Below are 23,552 nucleotides of genomic sequence, written 5' to 3' on the forward strand. Positions count from 1 at the left end.
GATTGATAATAAGAATGAAGAAGATGCAATTTCTCTTCTTCGCTGTAATGCTCATGTTTTTTGCGCATAATAATTACACATTTTATTGTTATTGAATGTGTCTACCTATATCAGCATAAGACAGAAATTAACAAAAACTGTAATTGGCTGATTAATAGCAATTATACTATTATCTCTTCTCCGGCATATATTTCCAAAAACGAGCCGGCATATGTTGGCGATGAAGCCGCAGGTTTAAACGCTCCTTGATAGCGATAGACTTAAAATACTCTTTCCACATACTTTGAAAAAGTTTCTCATCCTTATCCATGATATCCTCACTGAGCAATCCGGTCAATAAGTGTGAATCTTTCTCTTCGAAACGGACTTCTATCGTATCGTTAAGATCATAATAATATCCATACTCTCTTTTTAAGTCGTAAATGAGCCATTGCTGATCAGCGAAACGGTCTTGCGCATAAGGTAATACCAAAGGTAATACGTTATATATAGGTGCGATGGCGGCAAAGTAAGTTCCATCCGCCGCTTTTTGGAAACGAAAGAATTGCATCACTCGCAAGCGTTCGTTGTTTACTTTCTTCCAGATCTTGGCCGTTTCCAATATGGCCGGGTCACCAAGATTGAACTCAATCGTGGCTGGAGCGTCGATCGCTTTGCGGATATATCTGAATAACAACAGGTCTACTTCCGGTAATTCCGACAACCAAGTTACCGTCAACCCGGAAAGAGAAGACTTGGAGATTTTCTTCTCAAGCCCTTTCCATACCCGTTCTGCTTTCCGGTCGTCCGTATAAATCCGGATCGCCTCGTCATAGAACAATGGAAATGGCTCGCCCTCGGTTACTAACAAATCCGGAAAAGTCCGACGGGAATAGGCATCGAATACAGCGGTAAGCAATCCCTCAAAAGTCTTGTCGTAAACAAATATAATCATTATCAATCCTTCTTATAAAACAGGCGTTAATCTATAAAAGGCAGTATAAGCTGCCGATCGTCTACTTTCTTTCCGCTCTTTCTCGTCAATAGTTGCCGGACGGTTTCAGGGCTGATCTCATTCACGGTCTGCGTCGGGAGTTCCCGGCAAGTAATAAAATAGCTAGCCTTTTTCATGACCACTCCTATTTTCTTCAACTGCTCTGAACCGAGATTAGCGTAACGCCGGGAAACGATTATGATCTTTGCCGATTTCACGCCAATTCCCGGAACCCGAAGAAGCATCTCGTAATCCGCTTTATTGATATCTACCGGGAAGACTTCCGGATGCCGCAGGGCCCAAGCCAACTTCGGGTCCACGTCTAAATCCAGATCCGGATATGCGTCATTGACAATCTCATCTACCTTGAATTGATAAAAACGCAATAACCAATCCGCTTGATATAAACGATTCTCACGGACCAGCGGAGGCGTGGTAAGTGCCGGAAGACGGTTATCATACGCATTTACCGGAATGAATCCCGAATAGTAAACACGCTTCATCGTAGGTCTCTGATATAAGGCGGATGATAGACGAAGTATATCCTTGTCGGTATCCGCCGTAGCGCCAACGATCATCTGCGTGCTTTGCCCGGCGGGAGCGAATCGTGGGGCATACCGGAAACGCTTGCGTTCCTCGGCGCTTTGTAATACACCTTGTTGGATATAACGCATAGGGGCAAATACGCTTTTAAAATCCTTTTCCGGAGCTAGAGTCCGCAAGCTCGCCTCATTCGGGATCTCTATATTCACGCTTAAACGATCGGCGTAAAGCCCAGCCTCATTTACCAATTCTTGGCTGGCTCCGGGGATACTCTTCATATGTATGTATCCATTGAAGTGATGTACGAGGCGCAAATCCTTGATGGCTCTCACCAACCGTTCCATCGTGTAATCCGGGTTTCGGACCACGCCGGAGCTTAAAAACAATCCTTCAATGTAATTACGCCGGTAAAACTCGATCGTAAGATTCACCAACTCGGTAACGGAGAGTGTAGCCCTCGGCAAATCATTACTTCGCCGGTTGATGCAGTAGGCGCAATCATACATACAATAATTCGTCAGCATGATCTTTAAAAGCGAGATACACCGTCCGTCCTCAGCGAAACTATGGCAAATACCCCATCCCGCGGCACTTCCTATAGCCCCGCTCTTATGCGAACGGGAGGTTCCGCTGGAAGCGCAGGATACGTCATATTTTGCCGACTCGGCCAAGATTTTCAATTTCTCGAGCACTTTCTCGTCCATAATTTCACCGATATGTTTCGTACAAAGATAATGATCTCATGGGAAAAAGCCTCCATTTATAACTTCCTCATTATTTTTTTCGAAAAAAATAGCCAATCCCTTTAAACGAATTTAGCATACCCTTACTCCTCATCATAAGAAAGACAAAATATGGAAACAAGAAAAGAGGTCATAAAGCACATGGGTGATGAGATGAAAGAGGATATTTTCCTTGAGGTGAACCGTCGTATCCATCGTAATCTACGTAAAAGATTTTGGTTGAAAGCATCCGCTATCGCCGCCTCTATTGCTCTTTTACTGGGAGTCTCTAATTATATCTCATATCATGAAGGCTATAAGAACCAAAACAGCCAAATGGTCGAGATGGCAAACCCGATGGGCATGAGGTCATCGATTGTTTTATCGGATGGAACACGAGTGATTCTGAACGCAGGTACTACCCTTAGCTATCCGGCAGCTTTTGTCTCAAGCCAAAGAGAAGTGAAAGTGAACGGGGAAGCTTTCTTCGAAGTATCACATGATAAGGACCACCCATTTATCGTAAGTGCGGAAAACGTGAAGGTGAAGGTACTTGGAACTAAGTTTAACGTGAAAGCCTATAAAGAAGATGACCATATAGAGGTCACTCTTACTGAAGGAAAAGTAGGTGTCGGACTAGGAGGACATCACGACATGATGTGCATTTCTCCGGGCCAACAAGCTCTTTTCAATAAGATGAAACAATCTTTTTCGAAATATGAAGTAAATTTAGACTACTATACATCATGGAAAGAAGGTAAGTTCTACTTTAAAAGCGTAACCTTCCTAGAGATAGCCAAGCAACTAGAACGTCGGTTCAATGTACATATATCGGTTGAACCGGCAAAACTTCAAAGAACCGTTTTTTCAGGTGATTTCGTGCGGGGTGAAAACTTAGAGCAAATACTTCGGATTATTACCGCAGATAAACGAACGGACTACACCATGCGAGGTGACAGTATATGCATCTATGAGAAATAAAACAATTGAGTATTAATCTTATAAAATGATACAAGTATGAAAGACACGACATGAAAATAACAAAAAACGGAAAATGCTACCAACATCTTCCGTTTCGAGAGAATGATCTTAGTTCGAATTATAGCGACACAATTACAAACCTAAAATCAATACAAAGATATGTATTTTAAATTAAATATTAGGCGTTATTCGCCGATTTCTCACTTCCATAAAATCGTTAATATTATGAGATTATCCCTAGTACTATGTATGTTGACTATTTTCTGCGCATCGGCTACCGTAAGTTATTCGCAGGTCAACGAGATTTCTCTTCATTTGGAAGATGCCACGTTAGAACAAGCTCTTGAGGCGATCAAGCAACAGAGTGAGTATTCGTTTTGGTATAGAAACGATGAGATTAATCTAGGCCGTAAGGTTTCTGTAAATATCAATAATCAGAATATCGCAAATGTATTAGATAGGCTACTAGCCACTCAAGGACTGGCTTATACCATTAACGAAAAGCATATTGTTATTTACAAAACAAACGAGAAAGCTTCTCATCCAATGATTACGGATAATAAAAAAATAACAGGAAAAGTGACAGATGAGAAGAATGAACCTATTATTGGAGCGAACGTAGTAGTAAAAGGCTCTACAACTGGTACAATTACTGACATGGATGGCAATTTCACATTAGAGGTACCCGATCAAGCTACTTTACTTGTATCCTATATCGGCTATACTCCTAAAGAAGTGGCGGTTAAAAATCAAAACAATCTTTCTATCATGATGATAGAAGACTCGAAGACAATTGATGAAGTTGTAGTTATCGGCTACGGTTCTGTGAAAAAAAGTAATCTGACAGGAGCTGTTTCCTCTGTAAAAACAACAGAGATACAACAAACTCCTATGACTTCTATCGACCAAGGATTAGTAGGCCGGGCTTCCGGTGTACAAGTTACGCAAACTTCGGGTATGCCCGGAGCGGTAGCGTCTATCCGTGTACGTGGTAGTAGCTCTTTACAAGGAGGAAATGAGCCGCTTTATGTAATCGATGGTTTTCCCGTATATAGTGGGACAGGTTTCGGCTCGACGGGTGGTAATACACAAATCAGTGGATTATCTACCGTAAACCCTTCTGATATTGAATCTATCGAGATTCTAAAAGATGCTTCCGCAACAGCCATTTATGGAGCACGTGCCGCTAATGGTGTTGTACTTATTACGACGAAGAGTGGTAAGAAGGGACGTGATATAATAACTTTTGAATCTAGTTTTGGTGTACAAAATGTAGCGAAGACTATTGATGTCATGAATGCGCAAGAATATGCGGCATTGGTTAATGAGGCCTATACGAACGATGGATTGGATGCGCCCTATAACACTACACAATTAGGCGAAATCGCTAAATTGGGTAATGGAACAAATTGGCAAGATGAAATTTTCCGTCCAGCCATGATTCAAAGTTATCAATTGACGTTTTCCGGAGGTGATAACAAAACAACATATGCGATCTCAGGGGGGTATTTTGATCAAAAGGGTGTAATTATTAACTCGGATTTCAAACGTTACTCATTACGATTGAATTTTGATAGACAAATATTCAATACACTGAAAGTCGGCACTCATATGTCTGGTACCCACACGATCAGTAGAACATCGGCAACAGATGTCGGTGGACGTGACGGAGTCGTGAACGGCGCTTTGAAAATGAATCCCATCCAGTCTGTCTATGCGAATGAAGAGACGGGTGAGTATACGCCAACTAACGACCCCGGGTTATTAATCCCGAATCCGGTAGCTACCGCAAAAGAAGAAATATACAATAATGCGACTACACGTGTGTTAGGTGATGTTTATGCGGAATGGGAATTCTTAAAAGACTTAAAGCTTAAAGTATCTTTGGGGATGGATATTATGTATTTGAAGCAAAATAAATATACTCCGTCAAATATCTATCAATCGTTAGGTATCGCATCTGCGAAAGTCGGTGTAAACCGTTCTATTAACTGGCTGAACGAGAATATACTTACTTGGAATAAGACATTCAAGGATATTCATTCCTTGAATATTTTAGGAGGCTTCACCATTCAAAGAAATAATGTGGAATCCGTAACGGGAGCATCTTCTAATTTCGTGAACGATGTCATGAAGTATAATAACCTAGGAGCCGGATCTATTTATGATAAACCGGAATCTTCTGCTACTCAATGGAGCCTTATGTCTTATTTGGCACGTATTAATTATTCGTTATATGACCGGTATTTATTCTCTGTTAACGGACGTGTGGATGGTTCTTCTCGTTTTGGTGGCAACAATAAGTATGGATTTTTCCCTTCGGGTTCTGTGGCATGGCGTATCTCTGAGGAAGGTTTTATGGAACCGGTTAAAGCTGTAATTAGTAATTTAAAGTTACGTACCAGTTATGGCTTCACTGGAAATACAGAAATCGGAGTTTACGAATCCTTGGCTACATTGGGAAGTAATAGTTGGACAATCGGAAATCAATTGGTTTCTGGATTTTATCCGAACAGGATACCTAATCCTGACTTGAAATGGGAAAAAACAGGGCAATTTGATATTGGTTTTGATCTTGGGCTATTTAATAATCGCTTACGTTTAACGGCCGACTATTATTATAAAAAAACAACGGACTTATTATATAATGTAGCGATTCCTAGCGCCTCCGGTTATGATTCTATGTTGAAAAATATTGGTAGTGTCCAAAATAAAGGTTACGAGCTTTCTATTGAGAGTGACAACTTAAGCGGGGCATTCTCATGGACAACAGCCTTTAATATTTCATTCAACCGGAATAAAGTATTAGAGTTGGGTGGGGAAACGTATAAAGATGTAGGTACATACGACGATCATTTAAAGACGAGTGATATCCGTCGCTTGATCGTTGGTCAACCAATTGGAGTATTTTATGGCTATCGTTTTGACGGTATTTTCCAAAATGAAGCAGAATGTGCTCAACAAACTTCTTCACCCTCGCCTATCGGTGTCGGACTCCGTCGTTATAAGGACTTGAATGGAGACGGTAAGATTGATGCCACAAACGATCGGGAGATATTAGGAGACGCAAATCCGAAATTCTTTGGAGGTATGACCAACACGTTTGCTTATAAAGGATTTGAGTTAAACGTATTCTTACAATATTCATATGGGAATAAGATTTTCAATTATAACGCAATGGAGCTTGAGTCGCCGACTGGTGGACAAAATGTATATCAGGATCTCGTGAACCGTTGGACACCTACGAATCCAAGTAATGAATACCAAAAAGCGACAACGAATCGGAATAATATCGTAAGTGATCGGTTCATTGAAGACGGTTCTTTCTTGAAATTAAAAACAGTCTCATTGTCTTATAGTTTCCCGAAATTAAATTGGAAACATCTCGGAGGTCTGCGATTGTACGTAACCGGACAAAACTTATTGACTTGGACTAAATACAGAGGCTATGATCCGGAAGTGAGCTATCGAGGCGCTTCAACTTTAGAGGCAGGAGAGGACTTTGGCGGTTATCCGCAAGCCCGTACCTTTATGTTTGGCATCAAATTGGACATTAAATAACTTTTAAATCGACTCAAAATGAAAAAATCGTTCATATATATATTTTCAGCTTTCTGTTTCTCTTGTGGAATCAACAGTTGTTCTTTCCTTGACGAGAATCCCGTGGACCGTTTGGTCGTGGATAATTTTTATACAAGCGAGAAAGACGCACAGGCAGCGGTAGATGCTACTTATCAGCAATTAAACAGCTTATATAACCGTTTGATGTATATGATGGCAGAGCTACCTACCGATATGATGAAAAATGGTTTAGGTATGCCGAACGCAAACTTACAAGACTTGGAGTTTCTGCGATTTAACTCTCAGAATACATTTGTAAAAGATATGTGGAAAAATTGTTATTCCGGTATTTCTAGGGCAAATACGGCGATTGCTAAGATTCCAGAGATCAAAATGAATGAAAGTAAAAAGAACCGATTGATCGCTGAGGCTCGTACACTTCGTGCTCTATACTATTTCAACCTCGTTCGTTTCTTCGGCGATGTTCCTTTGATCTTAGACTTGAAGACCGTAGAAGATTCAAAAGGACCACGTGATTCTAAAGAACTGATTTATGATCAGATTATAGAAGATCTTACATTTGCGGAAGAACATCTTCCTTTAAGATCTGAATATTCAGCTTCCGATGAGGGCCGTATCAACAAAGGAGCCGCTAAAATTTTATTCGGTAAAGTCTATTTAACTAAAGGGGATTTCCAAAAGGCGAAAGATAAATTGGCAGAGGTAGTCGAGCATGAATCTGAATATGGTTTCGGTTTACACAAAGATTACCATGCGAACTGGCTTCGAGATACAGAGGCTGGTATTGAGGCTGTACTTTATATTGAGTATAAAGAACCTCCGTTTCAACATAATGGTGAAATGGCGCTTGCTGGTCCGAAATATTCCATTCCGGGGAGCTTAGGAATCTCTGCCCTTAATGAGGCTGATATCCCGACACAAGAATTGTATGACCAGTTTGATAATCGAGATTTGAGAAAAAAGACTAATTTTAAAACAGAGTTCGCTCATCTTAAAACCGGTGAAATATTGAAATCAAGTATACCTCTTAGCGGTAAGTTCTGGGTTGAAGGGCTTGAAACGGGTGACCGTTGCGATGTAAATATGCACATTATCAGGTATGCGGACGCTATATTAATGTATGCAGAGGCATTAAATGAAGTGGGCGAATCTACAAAGGCTCTCGCTATGTTAAACAGGATACGGGAACGTGCTTTTGGTGATGATTCTGGAAACTTTAAACCTATGTCGAAGGATGAGTTTCGTACAGCTATATTAAATGAACGACGGCTGGAATTCCCTCACGAAGGACATCGTTGGTTCGATTTAGTACGTACCGGTACATTTATTCAACGAATGAAAGAGCATAGTGCATATGAAGCAAAAGTAGCGGAAGCTAATAAAACTGAGATTGCGCAAAATATCAAGGAGCATATGATCCTTATGCCGATCCCTCAATCCGAGATAGACTTGAATCCTAATTTAGTACAAAATGCGGGATATTAGAAAATTGTTATTTATAACTGGGGTAGCAACTGTTACCCCGGTTATTATACAAGCCCGGGACAAACTTCCTAATATCGTGATCTTTTTTATGGATGATATGGGATATGGCGATTTAACAGTCACCGGTGCTTCTGGATATAACACGCCAACTATTGACCGACTGGCCTCTGAAGGAATGTTTTTTACCCACTTTTATGCAGCCCAACCTATAAGTAGCGCATCGAGAGCCGGATTAATTACAGGGTGTTATCCAAATCGAGTGGGGATTTCGGGGGCATTGATGCCTCAAGGCCGTATAGGAGTGGCCCCTAATGAGGAAACTCTTCCGGAAATGTTAAAAACTAGAGGTTATTCTTGTGGAATGGTCGGTAAATGGCATTTAGGTCACCTTTATCCATTTTTGCCTTTGCAACAAGGATTTGATGAGTATCTTGGGTTGCCTTATTCCAATGATATGTGGCCAGTAGATTATGACGGGAATAGAGTGACTCCAGCATCTAATTTACCAAACAAATTACGGCATCCGGCATTACCATTAATCGACGGAAATGAAAAAATAAGAGAATTGTGGACATTGGATGATCAAGCCGAGCTTACTACATTATATACGGAACGGGCGATCCAGTTTATCAAAAAGAATCGTGAACAACCATTTTTTCTTTACTTTGCTCACTCGATGCCACATGTTCCGCTTGCTGTATCCAACAAATTTAAAGGAAAGAGTAAACAAGGTTTATATGGGGATGTCATGCTTGAGGTAGATTGGAGTGTCCAACAAGTTCTAGAAACAATAGAGGAATTAAACCTAGATGAAAATACTTTGATTATCTTTACGTCGGATAATGGGCCTTGGTTTAGTTTTGGTAATCATGCCGGGAGTACTGGAGGTTTGAGAGAAGCGAAAGCTACCACGTTTGAGGGAGGACAACGCGTTCCTTGTATCATGCGTTGGAAAGGAGTGATTCCTAGAGGTACTGTTTGCAATCAATTAGCCAGTACGATTATATGATTTGCGTAGAGATCCGGGAGAAAGATATGATGTGAAAGATCAATATCCGGAGGTGGTTCGTCTATTACAATCTATAGCAGAAGAGGCTCGGTTGGATCTGGGAGATGATCTCACGGGACAAATAGGTTTGAATCGTCGGGAAGTAGGTTACATAAAATAATTATATATGAAAAATACTATTAATTATGGAGCTATATTAGCCCCTGCCCTTTTGTTCTCCGCATGCGGAACAGGGCAAAAAGAAGTGGCAGAGAAGCCGCTCAATATCATTCATATCATGACGGATGATCATTCGTATCAAACTATTAGCGCTTATGGACATGCGCTAGGTAAATTGGCACCAACACCAAATTTAGATCGTTTGGCTGCAGAAGGAATGTTGTTCCGGCAAGCTTTCGTAGAGAATTCTCTGTCTACTCCTAGCCGTGCTTGTTTGATGACCGGTCTTTACAGTCACCAAAACGGACAAAGACAGTTAGGAAAAGGTATTGATACGACAAAAGTATTCTTCTCTGAAATCTTACAACAGCACGGTTATCAGACAGGTGTTGTCGGTAAATGGCATATGCAATGTGAGCCGAAAGGTTTTGATTATTATCATGTGTTATGGGATCAGGGAGATTATTATAATCCGGAGTTTAAAAGCAAAGAATCGAATGGCAAGTATGTAAAAGAAGAGGGATATGCGACGACCCTTACGACCGATCACGCTATCGAGTTTTTGGAAGAGAGGGATAAGGATAAGCCTTTCTGCCTGCTGGTTCATCATAAGGCTCCACATCGTAACTGGATGCCGGATACGAAATATATGGATTTATATGAGGATGTAGAGTTCCCATATCCAGATACTTTCAATGATAATTATGCCACTCGTTGCGATGCCGCACGTACACAAGAGATGAGTATAGACAAAAATATGACTTTGGTTTATGATTTGAAGGTAGATGAGCTTAAAGATAAGGAGGCTTATAAAAAGGAATGGAATATTGATGGTTGGCAGGCCTCTTTGGATCGTATGACCCCGGAACAACGGGAGGCTTGGATCGCTTCTTATAAGCCCCGCAACGAAAAATTCATTAACGAGAACCTGAAAGGCGAGGATTTGGTTAAATGGAAATATCAACGTTATATCAAGGATTACGTACGTTGCATCAAATCTATTGATGATGAGGTGGGGCGTTTGATCGCCTATTTGGAAAAAGAAGGGCTTATGGATAATACCGTGATCGTTTATACCTCGGATCAAGGTTTTTACATGGGTGAACATGGCTGGTTCGACAAACGTTTCATGTATGAGGAATCTTTCCGTACGCCGTTGATTATCCGTTATCCTGCTAAAATCAAGGCGAGAAGTGAATGTACAGCCTTAGTACAGAACATTGACTATGCCCCGACTTATCTGGATATAGCCGGTATCGAGAAACCTGATTATATGGTAGGAACTTCTTTAGTCCCCTTGTTTGGAGGCGAGGCACCAAAAGATTGGCGCGAGTATCTGTATTATCATTATTATGATTATCCAGCTATCCATATGGTACGTCGTCACGATGGCGTGCGTGACAGTCGTTATAAATTGATCCATTTCTATGGAGAGAAGAATGAGCATAATGACGCAATTAATTGCAACGAGCTTTACGATTTGCAAAGTGATCCGAATGAGCTGAATAATTTATACGATAATCCGGAATATGCTGATATCCAAACTCGCCTGCAAGCACGTTTGGATAAGTTCCGTGTAGACCAGAAAGTTGACGAATATTAAGGTGCTAACTCTGTAAAATCATTTATTTTGTGTAAGTTTGGCGGATAGAAAGAATCATTCACCTAAAATACGATCGTGAAATGAAACTCAATTTATCCGCCAGATTTTTAATGCTGGCCCTGCTTTGTGGTTCTTGCGTATTGAACACGCCAAAGGAGGAGCTTGAATACAACGGAATGAATACGCTACAGATATCAAATGTAGATGATTTGATATCTTTCTACCAATATGCCGATGACCGAATTCCTTTAATTAGCGGACACCGAGGTGGACGGGGAAAAGGCTATCCTGAGAACAGTATGGAAACCTTTGAAAATACCCTCTCTTATACTCCTGCCACGTTCGAGATAGATCCGAGGTTAACCAAAGATAGTGTTATCGTCCTTTTCCACGATGATACACTGGAGCGTACCAGTAATGGGATCGGGAAAGTTTCTGATTACACTTGGGAAGAATTGCAAAATTTCCGTTTGAAGGATCCCGAAGGAAATATCACAAACTATCGTATCCCGACTTTAGAGGAAGCGATTCGTTGGGCCCGTGGAAAAACAATCCTAATCCTTGATAAGAAGGATGTTCCGATGGAGCGCACTGCTCAGTTGATTACCGATATGCAAGCGGAACCTTATGTAATGATTACGGTTCATGATGGTGCCTCGGCTCGTTTCTTTTACGAGAAAAATCCGAATTTCATGTTTGAGGCTTTTGTAAAAACGAAAGAGACGGTTCAAGACTATGAGGATAACGGTATACCTTGGAACCATATCATGGCTTACGTAGGACCTAAGATTACCCCCGAAGTCCGTGAGGTGATCGATATGTTACATGAAAGAGGTGTCATGTGCATGATATCTACCGCTCCCTCCGACGATAAACTATCCACACCCGAAAGTCGTGCTGAAGCATACCGTATGATCATCCGTCAAGGCGTGGACATCATAGAGTCTGACCGACCTATAGAGGTTGCTGAAGCGATCTCTAGCTTGATTCCGGTTAGCAGTTCCAAAGGAAAGTTTTTCTCTACACTATAAACATAATCAATATAAGACATGAACAAAGAACTAGAAATGACTCCCTACGTATTAGTGGAGTTTTTACAAAAGCCAGCGTCCGAGTTTACGAAAGAGGACATTATCCGTTATATCTATGAGAAAGATATCCAGATGGTTAATTTTATGTATCCTGCAGGCGACGGACGTTTGAAAACACTAAACTTTGTAATCAACAATGCGGCCTATCTGGATGCGATCTTGACTTGCGGTGAGCGTGTGGATGGCTCTAGTCTTTTCTCGTTTATCGAGGCGGGAAGTAGTGACCTGTATGTGGTGCCCCGTTTCCGTACGGCTTTCGAGGATCCGTTTGCGGAATTACCTACGCTTACCATGCTTTGCTCATTCTTCAATAAGGATGGAGAACCCTTAGAAAGTTCCCCGGAATATACCTTGCATAAAGCTTGTAAGGCTTTTCATGAGGTGACGGGAATGGAATTTGAGGCAATGGGTGAATTAGAATATTACGTAATCGCACCGGATGAAGGCGTTTTCCCTGCTACCGACCAAAAAGGTTATCATGAATCCGCTCCTTACGCTAAGTTCAATGAGTTCCGGACGGAGTGCATGCACTGCATAGCGCAAGCCGGGGGACAAATTAAATATGGTCATTCAGAAGTTGGTAACTTTACGTTAAATGGTTTGATCTATGAGCAAAATGAGATCGAGTTCTTACCATGTCCTGCGGAAAATGCAGCGGATCAATTGATGATCGCTAAATGGGCGATCCGCAATCTAGCGCATGAATATGGATATAACATCACTTTCGCTCCGAAAATTACGGTGGGAAAAGCAGGTTCCGGTCTGCATGTCCATATGCGTATCATGAAAGATGGCAAGAATCAGATGTTAGCGAATGGTATCTTATCCGAAACCGCCCGTAAGGCTATCGCTGGAATGATGTGCTTAGCTTCCTCTATTACGGCTTTTGGAAATACGAACCCAACCTCATATTTCCGCTTGGTTCCACACCAAGAAGCACCTACGAATATTTGTTGGGGAGATCGGAATCGTTCAGTTTTAGTTCGTGTTCCGCTAGGTTGGGCCGCAAAAACGGACATGTGTGCTTTGGCGAACCCATTGGAACCTGCCAGCCATTATGATACGAGCCAAAAGCAAACGGTCGAGATGCGCTCACCGGATGGCTCCGCTGATTTATACCAATTATTGGCAGGATTGGCAGTTGCGTGCCGCCATGGTTTTGAGATCGACGATGCTTTGGAGATCGCTGAGAAGACTTATGTAAACGTGAATATTCATAAGGAAGAGAATCAAGATCGCCTAAAGACATTGGATCAACTCCCAGACAGTTGCGCAGCCTCAGCTGCCCGTTTAAGACAACAGCGTGCTGTTTTTGAAAAATATAATGTGTTTAGTCCGAGTATGATAGACGGCATCATCCATAAACTGGAATCTTATGATGACGCTTCTTTACGCAAGGACCTAGAGAATAATCCGGAAGAGATGTTGAAGCTGGTCAATACTTATTTCCATTGTGGCTGAAAATCTTTTTTATGGTTTCACAAGAGGGTGTGTCATGACACACCCTTTTTATGCCCTGCTTTCATTTCTTGAACTTTCCATTGCGTTTTTTTTGAATATCCGAGCACAAGAGAGGCCATAAATTAAAACGAAAATATTCTAGAGAAGAAAAAAAAGATATAATAGTAAAAAAAACATGATAAAAAATTGTTATTTACAAATAAAGGCTTACCTTTGCCAACATCAAAACAAAATGATGTTATAAATTCATTTTGAAGTTATATGTTTTTCAAGTTTAACCTTGACTGTGAGCACAAAAGATTATCGCGAAGATCTTTTGAACGGTTGGATAGAGACGTCTATTTAGCCGTTTTTTCTTTTAGCCCTATCCAATAAAGCTATTCAGCTATTTGACAGATACAGCTTTATTTGTCACGGAGATTTTATATCCTTTTATTTTATGGATTACGAAATAACATACTGCATAAAAGCGGTATGTTGTATCGCACTATTATACAGTTGAGCAATGAATTATACATATAAACAAATATGGCTCATCAACTTTCCTGTAATGATGAGCATCTTAATGGAACAATTAATCAATATTACGGATGCTGTTTTCTTAGGCCACGTTGGAGAGATAGAATTAGGAGCGTCCGCTATCGCCGGAATTTATTATTTAGCGATTTATATGCTTGGTTTTGGATTTAGCATTGGGTTGCAAGTAATGGTAGCTCGAAGGAATGGAGAGCAAGATTACAAGGAAACCGGCAAGACCTTTTTTCAAGGCTTATTTTTCCTTTTGGGATTGGCTATCTTTCTTTACCTTCTCATTCATACGGTTTCCCCATTTATACTAAAGAAGCTGATCGTTTCCTCGGATATTTATCGAGCGGTAATTCTATACTTGGATTGGCGTAGCTTTGGATTGTTGTTTTCATTCCCATTTTTAGCGATACGTTCTTTTTTAGTGGGGATAACGCATACAAAAGCTCTATCTTGGGCTGCTGCCATAGCGGTATTAATCAATATTCCTTTAAATTTTTATTTGATATTCACTAGGGAATTAGGAATCTCGGGGGCGGCAATTGCCTCTTCTTTGGCAGAGATGGGCTCCTTTATGATGCTTTCCTTCTATATGTGGATACGATTGGATAAAGAAAAATATGGGTTAAGGCCGGTCTATAATGGTAATTTACTTATAAAAGTCTTGAAGTTATCAACATGGAGTATGCTTCATGCGCTTATTAGTGTAGCCCCTTGGTTCTTGTTTTTCGTTTCAATTGAACATTTGGGAAAAATAGAGTTAGCGATTTCCAATATAACCCGGAGCGTATCGGCTATATTTTTTGTGATAGCGAATTCTTTTGCGCTTACAACAGGCTCATTAGTCAGTAATGCGATTGGTGCGGGAGAAGGGAAGACACTATTTTCAATCTGTAGTAAAATTCTGAAATTAGGTTATACCATAGGATTTCCCTTGGTTGCGATTGCTTTATTGTGTAATCGATGGATTATTGGTTTTTATACGAGTAATGAACTATTGATACAATTAGCTTTTGCCCCTTTTGTTGTAATGTTGTTGAATTACACTTTCGCTTTACCGGGTTATGTATATTTGAATGCTGTCGGAGGAACAGGAAAGACACAAATGACTTTCCTTTTTCAAGTTACGACAACAGCCATATATTTGGTTTATCTTTATTGGTTATGTCGCTACACGCAAGCTCCTCTCGCAATCTATTTAACAGCGGAATACGTCTTTGTAATTCTGTTGGCTACACAATCTATTTTTTATTTGAAAAAGAAACATTACTAAAAAACGAAGAAAGATGATGACTAAAATATATCCACGTACGGGAAATAAACAAACCGTATATCTAAATACCATTATACAAGATCCTCAAATAGTGGGATTGGCCTATAGACAAGATTCGCCAGTGTTTACCATACATTATGAATGGTGATTTAGATGAGTTATTATCTATTGAGGATGACATATTTTTCTTGTCGCTATTTTAGGAACTGGTAAGAAGTAAAAACCTTATTATGACGTTCTCCCAACTCATTTACCATTTGCTCGGCTTCTTCTTGGGAAATCAAACCCTGTTCCTTGAATTGTTCTATCCTCTTTTTTTCGTTGCTCAATAACATACGGACAGACTTGCGAGTCACAGCCTCTTTATATGATTTAGGATAATCAATGGATATTTTTGTGATAAAATTCGATGCTCTAGTTATATTTTTACGGATCTCGACTTGTAAAAGCGACAAGCAACTTTCATATTCGGTAGAGACTGTTTCCGAGGAGCCAAACTCGTTAACCAGTTTCAAGGACTCTTTCTGGGCTATGATCAATCCCCTTGCCAAATCGTACCCTAAAATAATTCTGTCTTGATAGTAAATATCTGCCCATTTTTGGAAAAAACGAGAGAAAAACTTCATACTGATTATCCATGAAGGTTCCTCACAGAATTCAAAAATATCGCCTCGGTCGCATAGAGGTTTCTTTCCGTCTCGATCGTATTGTTCATCAATTGCGGCATTTAAACGTCTTTGCGTCCCGGATGAAATGACACCGTTTGTGTATAGGCTCCAATAGAGCGAGCGCTCTCTATCCAAGATTCGTAGACGTATGTCTGCCATTACGTCTTTGGTACGGACAGGCATTTCCGGATATATTTCTTTTTGAGGTAGGAACTGTTCGACAATACTCCAGTCTGTTGCTTCCAACGCTTCCTTCTGTTTCAAATCTTTTAGGTATTTTTCAGAACCTTCGTACAACTGCTTTTTTACGCTATAATCCAAAAGAAGCTTGGAGGACGGTATCTCTGCCAATCCCAATTTCTTTAGAAGCCAACCGATTGTAGTCGCATTTATTGTCAATGTTAAAGTTACAATCCCAGCCGTAAGGAAAAGTACTTGCCGACGTATTGGTTCTGGTATCGAAAAGGTATACGATACCATCAGTGCCATCGTTAGTCCCAATGCACCACGTAATCCTCCCCAACTCAAGATCGTGGACTCTCGCACCGACAAGCCATATCCGGACCGTTTCATGATCGGATAAAATATGGTTATTATTAATATACGAATGATATTTATCCCGGCATATACACAGATAAGAATCAATAAATCCATCCATGAGAAGTCTACCTTCAATGCTATTACGACACCTACAATTATGAATATCAATGTATTTGCTATGTGTGCCGCCAATTCCCAAAATTGACGCATGAATTTATTGACCTGCGGTTTCAACCTCAGACGGCCCATGTAAGAGACTGTCAAACCGAAACCGACCAAAGCGATTACTCCCGATACTTCCAAATAATTTTGCGCTATGACAAAAGTCATATAAGCGGAAAGAATCATCACGCTGTTTTGAAGCATCTCGTCTCCATTTACATTTGTGATAAATTGAATACACAAATAAGCCAAAAGCGTACCAACCAGGGCTCCTCCGGCAACGACCATGATAAAGTCCGCTACGGGAGAATCCGAAACACCAGTAGCGGTATAGGCTCCGAAAAACAGCATGAAAAGGACAATACCGGTTCCATCGTTTAGCATCGACTCGGCATCCACTAGCATCGAGAAACGTTTACTGGTGCCTAGCTCTTTCAACAATGCGACAATGGCCACTGGGTCTGTCGCACTTATCAAGGCTCCGAACATCAATGCAAATGTCCAGTTCCACCCTTCATAAGAAGGGGCGAACGTTCCGATCCCTATCATCAAGGCAGCCGTCAGCAACATCGCAATAATGACACCCGGTACGGACAATATAGTGGCATTTGTCAATGTTTTTCGAAAGATATGCACGTCCAGTTCATAAGCAGCGTCGAATATCAAGATCGGAAGAAAAATATAAAGTATCATATCGGGATTAGCATTTCCGGCAAAATCGATCGATGATTTTAATATAGGAATGCTTTCCAACCAGCCTATCCGGTCAAACGTACCGATCAATAATCCAAAGGCAAATAGCCCGACCGTGTAAGGAAGAGGCATCTTTTTTAATCCGAATTTTAAAATCGCACCTCCCATCAACCTTATCAATACAAAAAATAATGGGGCCAGTAAATTATTCGTTTCCATATTGATTCACTATTTAACTGCAAGGAGCTGGCAATTTTTGAGCCAATAGCGTTCGAAGATATATAATTATTTAATAATGAGATATCTATGAGCTTTGTCCTATAAAAAGAGAATAAAATCTCTTTCATAGTGAAAAAATATTTCCAAAATGAAAGAGATACAGAAGGTTTATTTAAAAAACAGTCGTATGTCCTCTTCCGAAAACAATATAGCGGTATTGACTAGTGCCAAATGGGAATATGCTTGAGGAAAATTCCCCAGTTGCTCCTTGGTTTCAAAATCAATGTCTTCACTGAAAAGTCCCAAGTGATTTGAATTATGAAGCATTTCCTCAAACAGACTACGTGCTTCTTCTTTTTCTCCTATGACATAAAGAGCACGAATGAGCCAGAACGTACAAATAGTAAAGGCGGAAGAGGGAAGTCCGAAATCATCATGAGATTTATAACGGTACATCAACCCTTTGTAAAGTAACGCATTCTTTATCGCTTGCACTGTTTTATGGTAGCGTATGTCTCTCGGATCGATAAATCCGTACGGTTCCATTAACAACAAGGACGCATCAAGGTCGGAATTACCGTAGGCTTGCGAGAAACTTTGCATCTCTTCTTTCCAACCGTTTTTCATGACATTTTCTTTGATTACGGCCGCTTCTTCCGACCAACGTCTCCGGTATGTCGGTTTGTTTAATAAATCTGCAATACGAGCTCCCCTGTCTAATGCGACCCAGCACATAACTTTGGAGGAAACAAAATGCTGTCCTTCTCCTCTAATCTCCCAAATGCCTTTGTCTGGTTTTTTCCAGTCAATCATCACATTCGTCAGGATACTTTTTACCATTTCCCACATATCTTCCACCTCGTCCAATGTACCGGGCATCAAACGATAGTATTGGTAGATCAGGTCCATTAAATAGCCGAACGAGTCATTTTGAAGCTGGTGGTAAGCATCATTACCGATCCGAACGGGTCGTGAGTTCTTATAACCGGAAAGATGTCCCAGAATAACTTCCGTCAATTTTCTTTCTCCGCGAATACCGTACATGATCTGGTAAGTATCGTGTTGAGAAACAAAAGTAGACTGGACAAATCTCATGAACCGCCTTGCGGCTTCGACATGGCCTATCTGGAACAAAGTTTCAATGGACATGGAGGCGTCGCGCAGCCAACAAAAACGATAATCCCAGTTACGGACTTCTCCGATCGTTTCCGGTAGGCTAGTTGTTATGGCCGCCAATACGGCTCCATTATAAAAAGACATCAATTTTAAAACTAGGAGACTTCGCTCAATGACATCGTTATAGACCGTAAACTTCTTGGTTCGGTCAGTCCAATTTAGCCAATAAACCAGCGTCCGGCAGTATTCCAGTTTCTCACGCTCAATGTTGACGGGGATTACTTTCTCGTTATATGAAAGTAGCAAGAACTCGTCCTTAGCCAGTATGATTTCTTTCTGTTCCAAGATCTTGTGCAAAGGTAGTGAGGAATAAAGATATTGCCTATCTTTGCTGTTAGAAGTAGAGTAGGTCTCTATATATTCCGAGGTCGTGTTGAAAATTGTCTTTCCACGGGCATAGTCCGGAGCCGGCTCATAGTTGATTTTAAAACGGGGAGTACCTTTGATTCTGCGGATATATCGGTAGATCTCTGCCGGACGATAACAATTGCTCGCATCGCTCAGATGGTAACAAGGCATGAAATCTACAACGGCAAATTCATTTTCTTCTGATACGAAGTTGGTCGAAAGAATATTTGTATGAGGAACATACGATTGCGATATTTGATAATCCGGAGAAACCTCGAAGCCGAAATATCCCCCTTTCTCCCGATCGAGCAATGACGCAAAGATGGAAGGTGAGTCGAAGTTAGGGAAACATAACCAATCTATACTGCCTTTATCCGAAATCAAAGCCGCTGTGCAGCAATTTCCTATTACTCCGTAATTTAACTTGTCCATAAAAATTATTTTTTATTTGTCCACAATCCTTTAAAAAAATCAACGGTGGCTTTCAGTTGACCTTTTATGCTTCTGGAAGTCGTTCCGTAACTAACACCTTCACCCGACAGTTCTTCCAAAAAAGGCAATACTTCTTCCTGCGAGGACAGATTGTATTTGGCTTTTTCAGATACAATTCCAACTTTAACTGTTATGGCGGATACTGGAAGAGCCCGGAACATATCCTCATCCGTCGTGTCATCTCCCATTGCTAGTATAAAATCATAGCGGGAAGCCAATAATAGGCGATCTACTTCCGAACCTTTTGTGTATTCTGGAGATTTTATTTCCACGACTTTGTTGCCCTGCATGATTTGTAATCCCTTTCTCAGGCAAACAGGCATTATAGCCTTTGTTAGCTGTTGCGCTCTCAGCTCTCCCAGCCAGGCGTCCGATTCTCTATAATGCCAGGCAAGAGCAGCTTCTTTTGTCTCAAGATGAGAGTACGGGGTTTTGCTTACAAACAAATTTAGAATAAACAATAGCTCCGAATCCCACTCTCGATTGCCTATGTTTTTATGCCATGCGCCTTTTTCCTTGTAAAATGCACCATGCTCGGCGGCAAAAGACAGAGGAAGATCTCCCAGCCATTTCTCCAATGTATAGTGGTCCCGCCCGCTATTAATGGTTACATGATTCCGAGAGTCGGAACAAAAACGCTGTAACAGGTCTCGTAATGCAGGTGTTGGAGCTGCATCTTCCGGATGATTTTTGAATGCAGTTAATGTTCCGTCGTAATCCAGCAAAATCAAGCGCTTTTTCGCTTGGTCATATAATGTTTTGATTTCGTTCTGGTCTTGTGCGGAGATCTTTTTCTTTTGTAATCGTTTGTTTTTCTCTGCGGCCTGCCGCCATTCTCTCATGAAATCCGCAGCCCATTTGTTTACGGTTTGAACCGAAAGGATGGCTTGCATTCGCTGAAGCCTTTCTCTTTGTTCCTCCAATGGCATTTTCAATGCACGGCAAATGGCTTGTTCGATCTGGTCCGTGTCGTTTGGATTAATCAATAAAGCATCAGACAATTCAACCGAAGCACCGGCCATTTCACTTAAAATGAGTACCCCCGGATTATCTTGTTTGGTAGCGACATACTCTTTTGCCACAAGATTCATACCATCGCGCAAAGGGGTTACCAAGGCTATATCGGCAACATAATACATCGCTACCAATTCCTCAAAAGAGAAACCGTGATAAAAATAACATACCGGAGTCCAATTCATGGTAGAGTAAGTTCCATTGATAGAACCGATCTCCTCGTCTATTTTGGTTTTCAATTCGGCATAACTGCCTACATGGTCGCGAGAGGGGACGATAACCATCGCCAATGTCACTTTCCCGTGATATTCCGGATGATTTTTCAAAAAAGAGGCGAATCCGTAAAGACGGTGCAATATTCCTTTGCTGTAATCCAGTCGGTCTACCGATATGATTAACTTATGATCTCCAAATAGAAGTTGTGTTTTCTCTACTGCGTGGTGGACTTTGTCATCAGCTATCACATTGTGATAAAGATCATAGTTTATCCCCATCGGTAATGCATCCACACGGGTTACACGATCATTCATTTGAACTTCATCCAGATTGAAATTCTTATGAAGGATGCGTTCCGTCGCACTGATGAAATGACGCATATAATCGTGAATGTGAAAAGCGACAAAGTCGGCTCCCAAAAGTCCGTTCAGGATCTCGACCCTTTCGGGCAGAATCCGGAAAAGTTCATGTGAAGGGAACGGAATATGGTGGAAATACCCGATATGAAGGTTGGGAAACTTCTCACGGAGCATGCCCGGCAACAGCATTAACTGATAGTCCTGTACCCAAACCCAATCATTAGGTTCAACTATCCGAGATATCTCTTCACAAAAAACAGCATTGACTTCCCTATATGATTCCCAAAAGTTCTTTTTATATAACGTATAAGCAAAAAAGTAATGACAGAGGGGCCATAGGGTACTGTTGCTATATCCTTCGTAGTAATTTTCATACTGCCTGTCGGATAAGAATACCGGATGATAATTATTTTTTTCCAATTGACTGCAAATGTCATCTTTTTCCGTCTTTTGTTCTACGCAGACGCCAGGCCAACCAATCCAATGTTTTTCACAATCAACGTCCAATGACTTCAAACCTGTAGCCAGCCCTCCTTCGCTCCGTGAAAAAACAAATTTTCCATCGGAGGAACGTGTAACTTTTACAGGCAACCTATTCGAAATGATAAATAATCTCATATTTGAAATATTATATACAACACAAAGCAAAATCCATACCAATTTGTATTTGTCATTGATAAACAGATGTTTGCAAATAGGGAAGCCTAAGTAATATTACCAAAATGAAAAACACTTTTTCATTTTAGTTGTTTTTTTTACTTTCAATTTAGAATTAATATTTTTAATCAATTGATATATAGTGATTTATGTTTGTTGTTTTCTAATTGGTCTGATTTTGGCATTATCTTTATCAGTTTAGATTTCCGAAGAAAGTATCATTAATATTCATCTTCGGTTGTCTGCTATAAGAAACAATGTAGAACAACAAAGAAACAAAATGGTATTTTTTATTTATCAGTTAGGCTCGCTTGCCTCTGTATGGGCAATCAGCAATTTAATAAAAAAAGATGTTCCTCAAAGGATCAAAAACAAGATTATCGTTCTGTTACTAGTAACAAGCTGGATTGGTGTTTTGGGGTATTTTTTCATTTTGAAAAACAGGATTGAAAAATGGTGGCCTTGCAAGAAGTACTTGGTTGCTCATAGAAGGATATGAGTTTCATATTATATATTATTGCAATTAAAGTTGTTTTATGTGTACCAAAATCTTTTTCTCCATTCATTCTGTAAAGATTTGAATTGTTTTTTTCTTTTTGAGCCGTGGATATAATTTATTCACGGCTTATTTAAAGGATTTGATTTCAAAAATTAGGATACAAATGGAAAAGAATATGCGGATGAAATTTTTAAAGCAACGGATAACGGTAATATTACTGTTAGTGGCTAGCGTATGTATATGTGGTAGCATCAATGAATTCTATGTCTTCGAAAATGATTATTATTTTAAATATCTGCTGAATACTTTTACAGGAATCATCCTTTTGACAGGAATTGCCTATTTATGCTATCCTCAAAAGAAGACAAATCAGGAAAATGAATTGGTGCTGAATGAATACAAACTGGTGTATGAAACGGAGTCTACCGCATCGCAATATTTTATTTCTGATACAGAAGCTTGGAACACATTAAGAAAACAATTGAAAACAACAGCTCAAGGACATGCTATTTTATATATCAGCGAAAGTTGCGAATTGCCTATAATCAATAACATGATTTTAGCTAAAAAGAGAAATTTCGATTGTTGGAAGCCTGCCTGTGCAGGGCAGATATCTAAAGATTTTGGTGAGATTTAAAGTGATCATAAAAAATATATGGCAGCCATAAAACGATGTCCATGGAAAGGAAATGTCAATTATCTGAAAATACGGGGAATAATATTGAATTGGACCTAGTCAGCGTTGAAAAGCACCACATTCAGAAAGTTCTCCAACATACTAACGGATACAAACCCGAAGCTGCTCGTCCTCTTGGGATAGCCTTAACCACACTTTATAGGAAGATGGAAGCCTATGGACTATAATGTGGAACACTTTGTTCTTGCATACCCGGTAGGTTTACCTAAAACAGGCAGCTTGCCTTTTTTATATACCTTTTCAAAATGAAAATATCTTTTTCCTTTTGAAAAGGATTGAGCATATTACATAATAATATTATTTTTTGATTATATAACTGATAAACAATGCATTGTGCAAGAACTCGATTTTTTGGCACAGCTTTGGCATATAGTAGGGTGGAAAACAAATAAATAGTATTAACAA

The 23,552-nt window shown here is 40.3% G+C and carries 16 protein-coding genes; 11 read left to right on the forward strand and 5 right to left on the reverse strand.

All coding sequences use genetic code 11. The annotated features are described in order from the left end of the window. Window positions 1-169: 169 nt before the first annotated feature. Both NBH07_RS04960 and NBH07_RS04965 read right to left on the reverse strand, forming a co-directional pair. Window positions 170-934 carry a TIGR03915 family putative DNA repair protein gene (locus NBH07_RS04960; protein ID WP_156682791.1) on the reverse strand — a complete coding sequence of 255 codons (765 nt, stop codon included), beginning with the start codon at window positions 932-934 and terminating at the stop codon, window positions 170-172. A 26-nt stretch (window positions 935-960) separates the two neighbouring features. Next, window positions 961-2,220 (reverse strand): putative DNA modification/repair radical SAM protein, encoded by a 1,260-nt coding sequence (locus tag NBH07_RS04965; protein WP_156682792.1) that lies wholly within the window; start codon window positions 2,218-2,220, stop codon window positions 961-963. Between the two features lie 150 nt (window positions 2,221-2,370). Between NBH07_RS04965 and NBH07_RS04970 the strand changes: the two genes are divergently transcribed. From NBH07_RS04970 to NBH07_RS05005, 9 genes are all read left to right on the forward strand, one after another. Continuing rightward, complete coding sequence (locus NBH07_RS04970; protein WP_250833470.1) at window positions 2,371-3,219, forward strand: FecR family protein; 849 nt, start codon at window positions 2,371-2,373, stop codon at window positions 3,217-3,219. 249 nt (window positions 3,220-3,468) lie between these two features. Further along, entirely contained in the window at window positions 3,469-6,780 is a 3,312-nt protein-coding gene (locus NBH07_RS04975; protein ID WP_156682794.1) for a TonB-dependent receptor, read from the forward strand. A gap of 18 nt (window positions 6,781-6,798) precedes the next feature. Then, window positions 6,799-8,286 carry a RagB/SusD family nutrient uptake outer membrane protein gene (locus NBH07_RS04980; RefSeq protein ID WP_009017072.1) on the forward strand — a complete coding sequence of 496 codons (1,488 nt, stop codon included), beginning with the start codon at window positions 6,799-6,801 and terminating at the stop codon, window positions 8,284-8,286. Then, window positions 8,273-9,295: a sulfatase family protein gene (locus NBH07_RS04985; RefSeq protein ID WP_009017073.1), complete on the forward strand. Its 1,023-nt coding sequence runs from the start codon at window positions 8,273-8,275 to the stop codon at window positions 9,293-9,295. Before NBH07_RS04980 ends, NBH07_RS04985 begins: the two co-directional genes overlap by 14 nt. A gap of 31 nt (window positions 9,296-9,326) precedes the next feature. After that, complete coding sequence (locus tag NBH07_RS22445) at window positions 9,327-9,455, forward strand: hypothetical protein (protein ID WP_012056225.1); 129 nt, start codon at window positions 9,327-9,329, stop codon at window positions 9,453-9,455. Window positions 9,456-9,461: 6 nt separating this feature from the next. Next, on the forward strand, window positions 9,462-11,057 hold the full coding sequence (locus NBH07_RS04990) for a sulfatase family protein (RefSeq protein WP_009017074.1): 1,596 nt from the start codon (window positions 9,462-9,464) through the stop codon (window positions 11,055-11,057). A gap of 80 nt (window positions 11,058-11,137) precedes the next feature. Continuing rightward, window positions 11,138-12,088, forward strand: coding sequence for a glycerophosphodiester phosphodiesterase family protein (locus tag NBH07_RS04995; protein ID WP_009017075.1), 951 nt, complete (start codon window positions 11,138-11,140; stop codon window positions 12,086-12,088). An 18-nt stretch (window positions 12,089-12,106) separates the two neighbouring features. After that, window positions 12,107-13,609: a glutamine synthetase family protein gene (locus NBH07_RS05000; RefSeq protein ID WP_250833471.1), complete on the forward strand. Its 1,503-nt coding sequence runs from the start codon at window positions 12,107-12,109 to the stop codon at window positions 13,607-13,609. Window positions 13,610-14,114: 505 nt separating this feature from the next. Next, the gene (locus tag NBH07_RS05005; protein WP_009017076.1) at window positions 14,115-15,407 is read left to right on the forward strand and encodes an MATE family efflux transporter; all 1,293 of its coding nucleotides are present in this window, start codon (window positions 14,115-14,117) and stop codon (window positions 15,405-15,407) included. A 194-nt stretch (window positions 15,408-15,601) separates the two neighbouring features. Here NBH07_RS05005 and NBH07_RS05010 read toward each other — a convergent pair whose 3' ends face one another. The 3 genes from NBH07_RS05010 to NBH07_RS05020 all read right to left on the reverse strand — a co-directional run bounded on the left by NBH07_RS05010 (window position 15,602) and on the right by NBH07_RS05020 (window position 21,912). Next, window positions 15,602-17,689: a cation:proton antiporter gene (locus tag NBH07_RS05010; protein ID WP_039848552.1), complete on the reverse strand. Its 2,088-nt coding sequence runs from the start codon at window positions 17,687-17,689 to the stop codon at window positions 15,602-15,604. A gap of 168 nt (window positions 17,690-17,857) precedes the next feature. Then, window positions 17,858-19,645: a glycoside hydrolase family 15 protein gene (locus NBH07_RS05015; RefSeq protein WP_005858461.1), complete on the reverse strand. Its 1,788-nt coding sequence runs from the start codon at window positions 19,643-19,645 to the stop codon at window positions 17,858-17,860. Between the two features lie 5 nt (window positions 19,646-19,650). Beyond that, a complete protein-coding gene (locus NBH07_RS05020) occupies window positions 19,651-21,912 on the reverse strand; it encodes a bifunctional alpha,alpha-trehalose-phosphate synthase (UDP-forming)/trehalose-phosphatase (protein ID WP_009017078.1) in 2,262 nt (753 codons plus the stop codon). A 701-nt stretch (window positions 21,913-22,613) separates the two neighbouring features. On the opposite strand from NBH07_RS05020, the gene NBH07_RS05025 reads away from it, so the two are divergent. Both NBH07_RS05025 and NBH07_RS05030 read left to right on the forward strand, forming a co-directional pair. Continuing rightward, the gene (locus NBH07_RS05025) at window positions 22,614-23,087 is read left to right on the forward strand and encodes a hypothetical protein (RefSeq protein ID WP_005858467.1); all 474 of its coding nucleotides are present in this window, start codon (window positions 22,614-22,616) and stop codon (window positions 23,085-23,087) included. Window positions 23,088-23,128: 41 nt separating this feature from the next. Continuing rightward, complete coding sequence (locus NBH07_RS05030) at window positions 23,129-23,314, forward strand: helix-turn-helix domain-containing protein (RefSeq protein WP_005858469.1); 186 nt, start codon at window positions 23,129-23,131, stop codon at window positions 23,312-23,314. Window positions 23,315-23,552 lie beyond the last annotated feature (238 nt).

The sequence above is a fragment of the Parabacteroides sp. B2-S-102 genome, from assembly GCF_023656665.1.
In the GTDB taxonomy this organism is placed as follows: Bacteria; Bacteroidota; Bacteroidia; order Bacteroidales; family Tannerellaceae; genus Parabacteroides; species Parabacteroides distasonis.

Excerpts from the sequence above, each read along its gene's own strand:
- NBH07_RS04960 (WP_156682791.1), bottom strand. The coding sequence starts at position 934 with ATGATTATATTTGTTTACGACAAGACTTTTGAGGGATTGCTTACCGCT.
- NBH07_RS04965 (WP_156682792.1), bottom strand. The coding sequence starts at position 2,220 with ATGGACGAGAAAGTGCTCGAGAAATTGAAAATCTTGGCCGAGTCGGCA.
- NBH07_RS05015 (WP_005858461.1), bottom strand. The coding sequence starts at position 19,645 with ATGGACAAGTTAAATTACGGAGTAATAGGAAATTGCTGCACAGCGGCT.
- NBH07_RS05010 (WP_039848552.1), bottom strand. The coding sequence starts at position 17,689 with ATGGAAACGAATAATTTACTGGCCCCATTATTTTTTGTATTGATAAGG.
- NBH07_RS05020 (WP_009017078.1), bottom strand. The coding sequence starts at position 21,912 with ATGAGATTATTTATCATTTCGAATAGGTTGCCTGTAAAAGTTACACGT.
- NBH07_RS05000 (WP_250833471.1), top strand. The coding sequence starts at position 12,107 with ATGAACAAAGAACTAGAAATGACTCCCTACGTATTAGTGGAGTTTTTA.
- NBH07_RS04980 (WP_009017072.1), top strand. The coding sequence starts at position 6,799 with ATGAAAAAATCGTTCATATATATATTTTCAGCTTTCTGTTTCTCTTGT.
- NBH07_RS04995 (WP_009017075.1), top strand. The coding sequence starts at position 11,138 with ATGAAACTCAATTTATCCGCCAGATTTTTAATGCTGGCCCTGCTTTGT.
- NBH07_RS05025 (WP_005858467.1), top strand. The coding sequence starts at position 22,614 with ATGGAAAAGAATATGCGGATGAAATTTTTAAAGCAACGGATAACGGTA.
- NBH07_RS04990 (WP_009017074.1), top strand. The coding sequence starts at position 9,462 with ATGAAAAATACTATTAATTATGGAGCTATATTAGCCCCTGCCCTTTTG.
- NBH07_RS04970 (WP_250833470.1), top strand. The coding sequence starts at position 2,371 with ATGGAAACAAGAAAAGAGGTCATAAAGCACATGGGTGATGAGATGAAA.
- NBH07_RS05005 (WP_009017076.1), top strand. The coding sequence starts at position 14,115 with ATGAATTATACATATAAACAAATATGGCTCATCAACTTTCCTGTAATG.
- NBH07_RS05030 (WP_005858469.1), top strand. The coding sequence starts at position 23,129 with ATGGAAAGGAAATGTCAATTATCTGAAAATACGGGGAATAATATTGAA.
- NBH07_RS04975 (WP_156682794.1), top strand. The coding sequence starts at position 3,469 with ATGTTGACTATTTTCTGCGCATCGGCTACCGTAAGTTATTCGCAGGTC.
- NBH07_RS04985 (WP_009017073.1), top strand. The coding sequence starts at position 8,273 with ATGCGGGATATTAGAAAATTGTTATTTATAACTGGGGTAGCAACTGTT.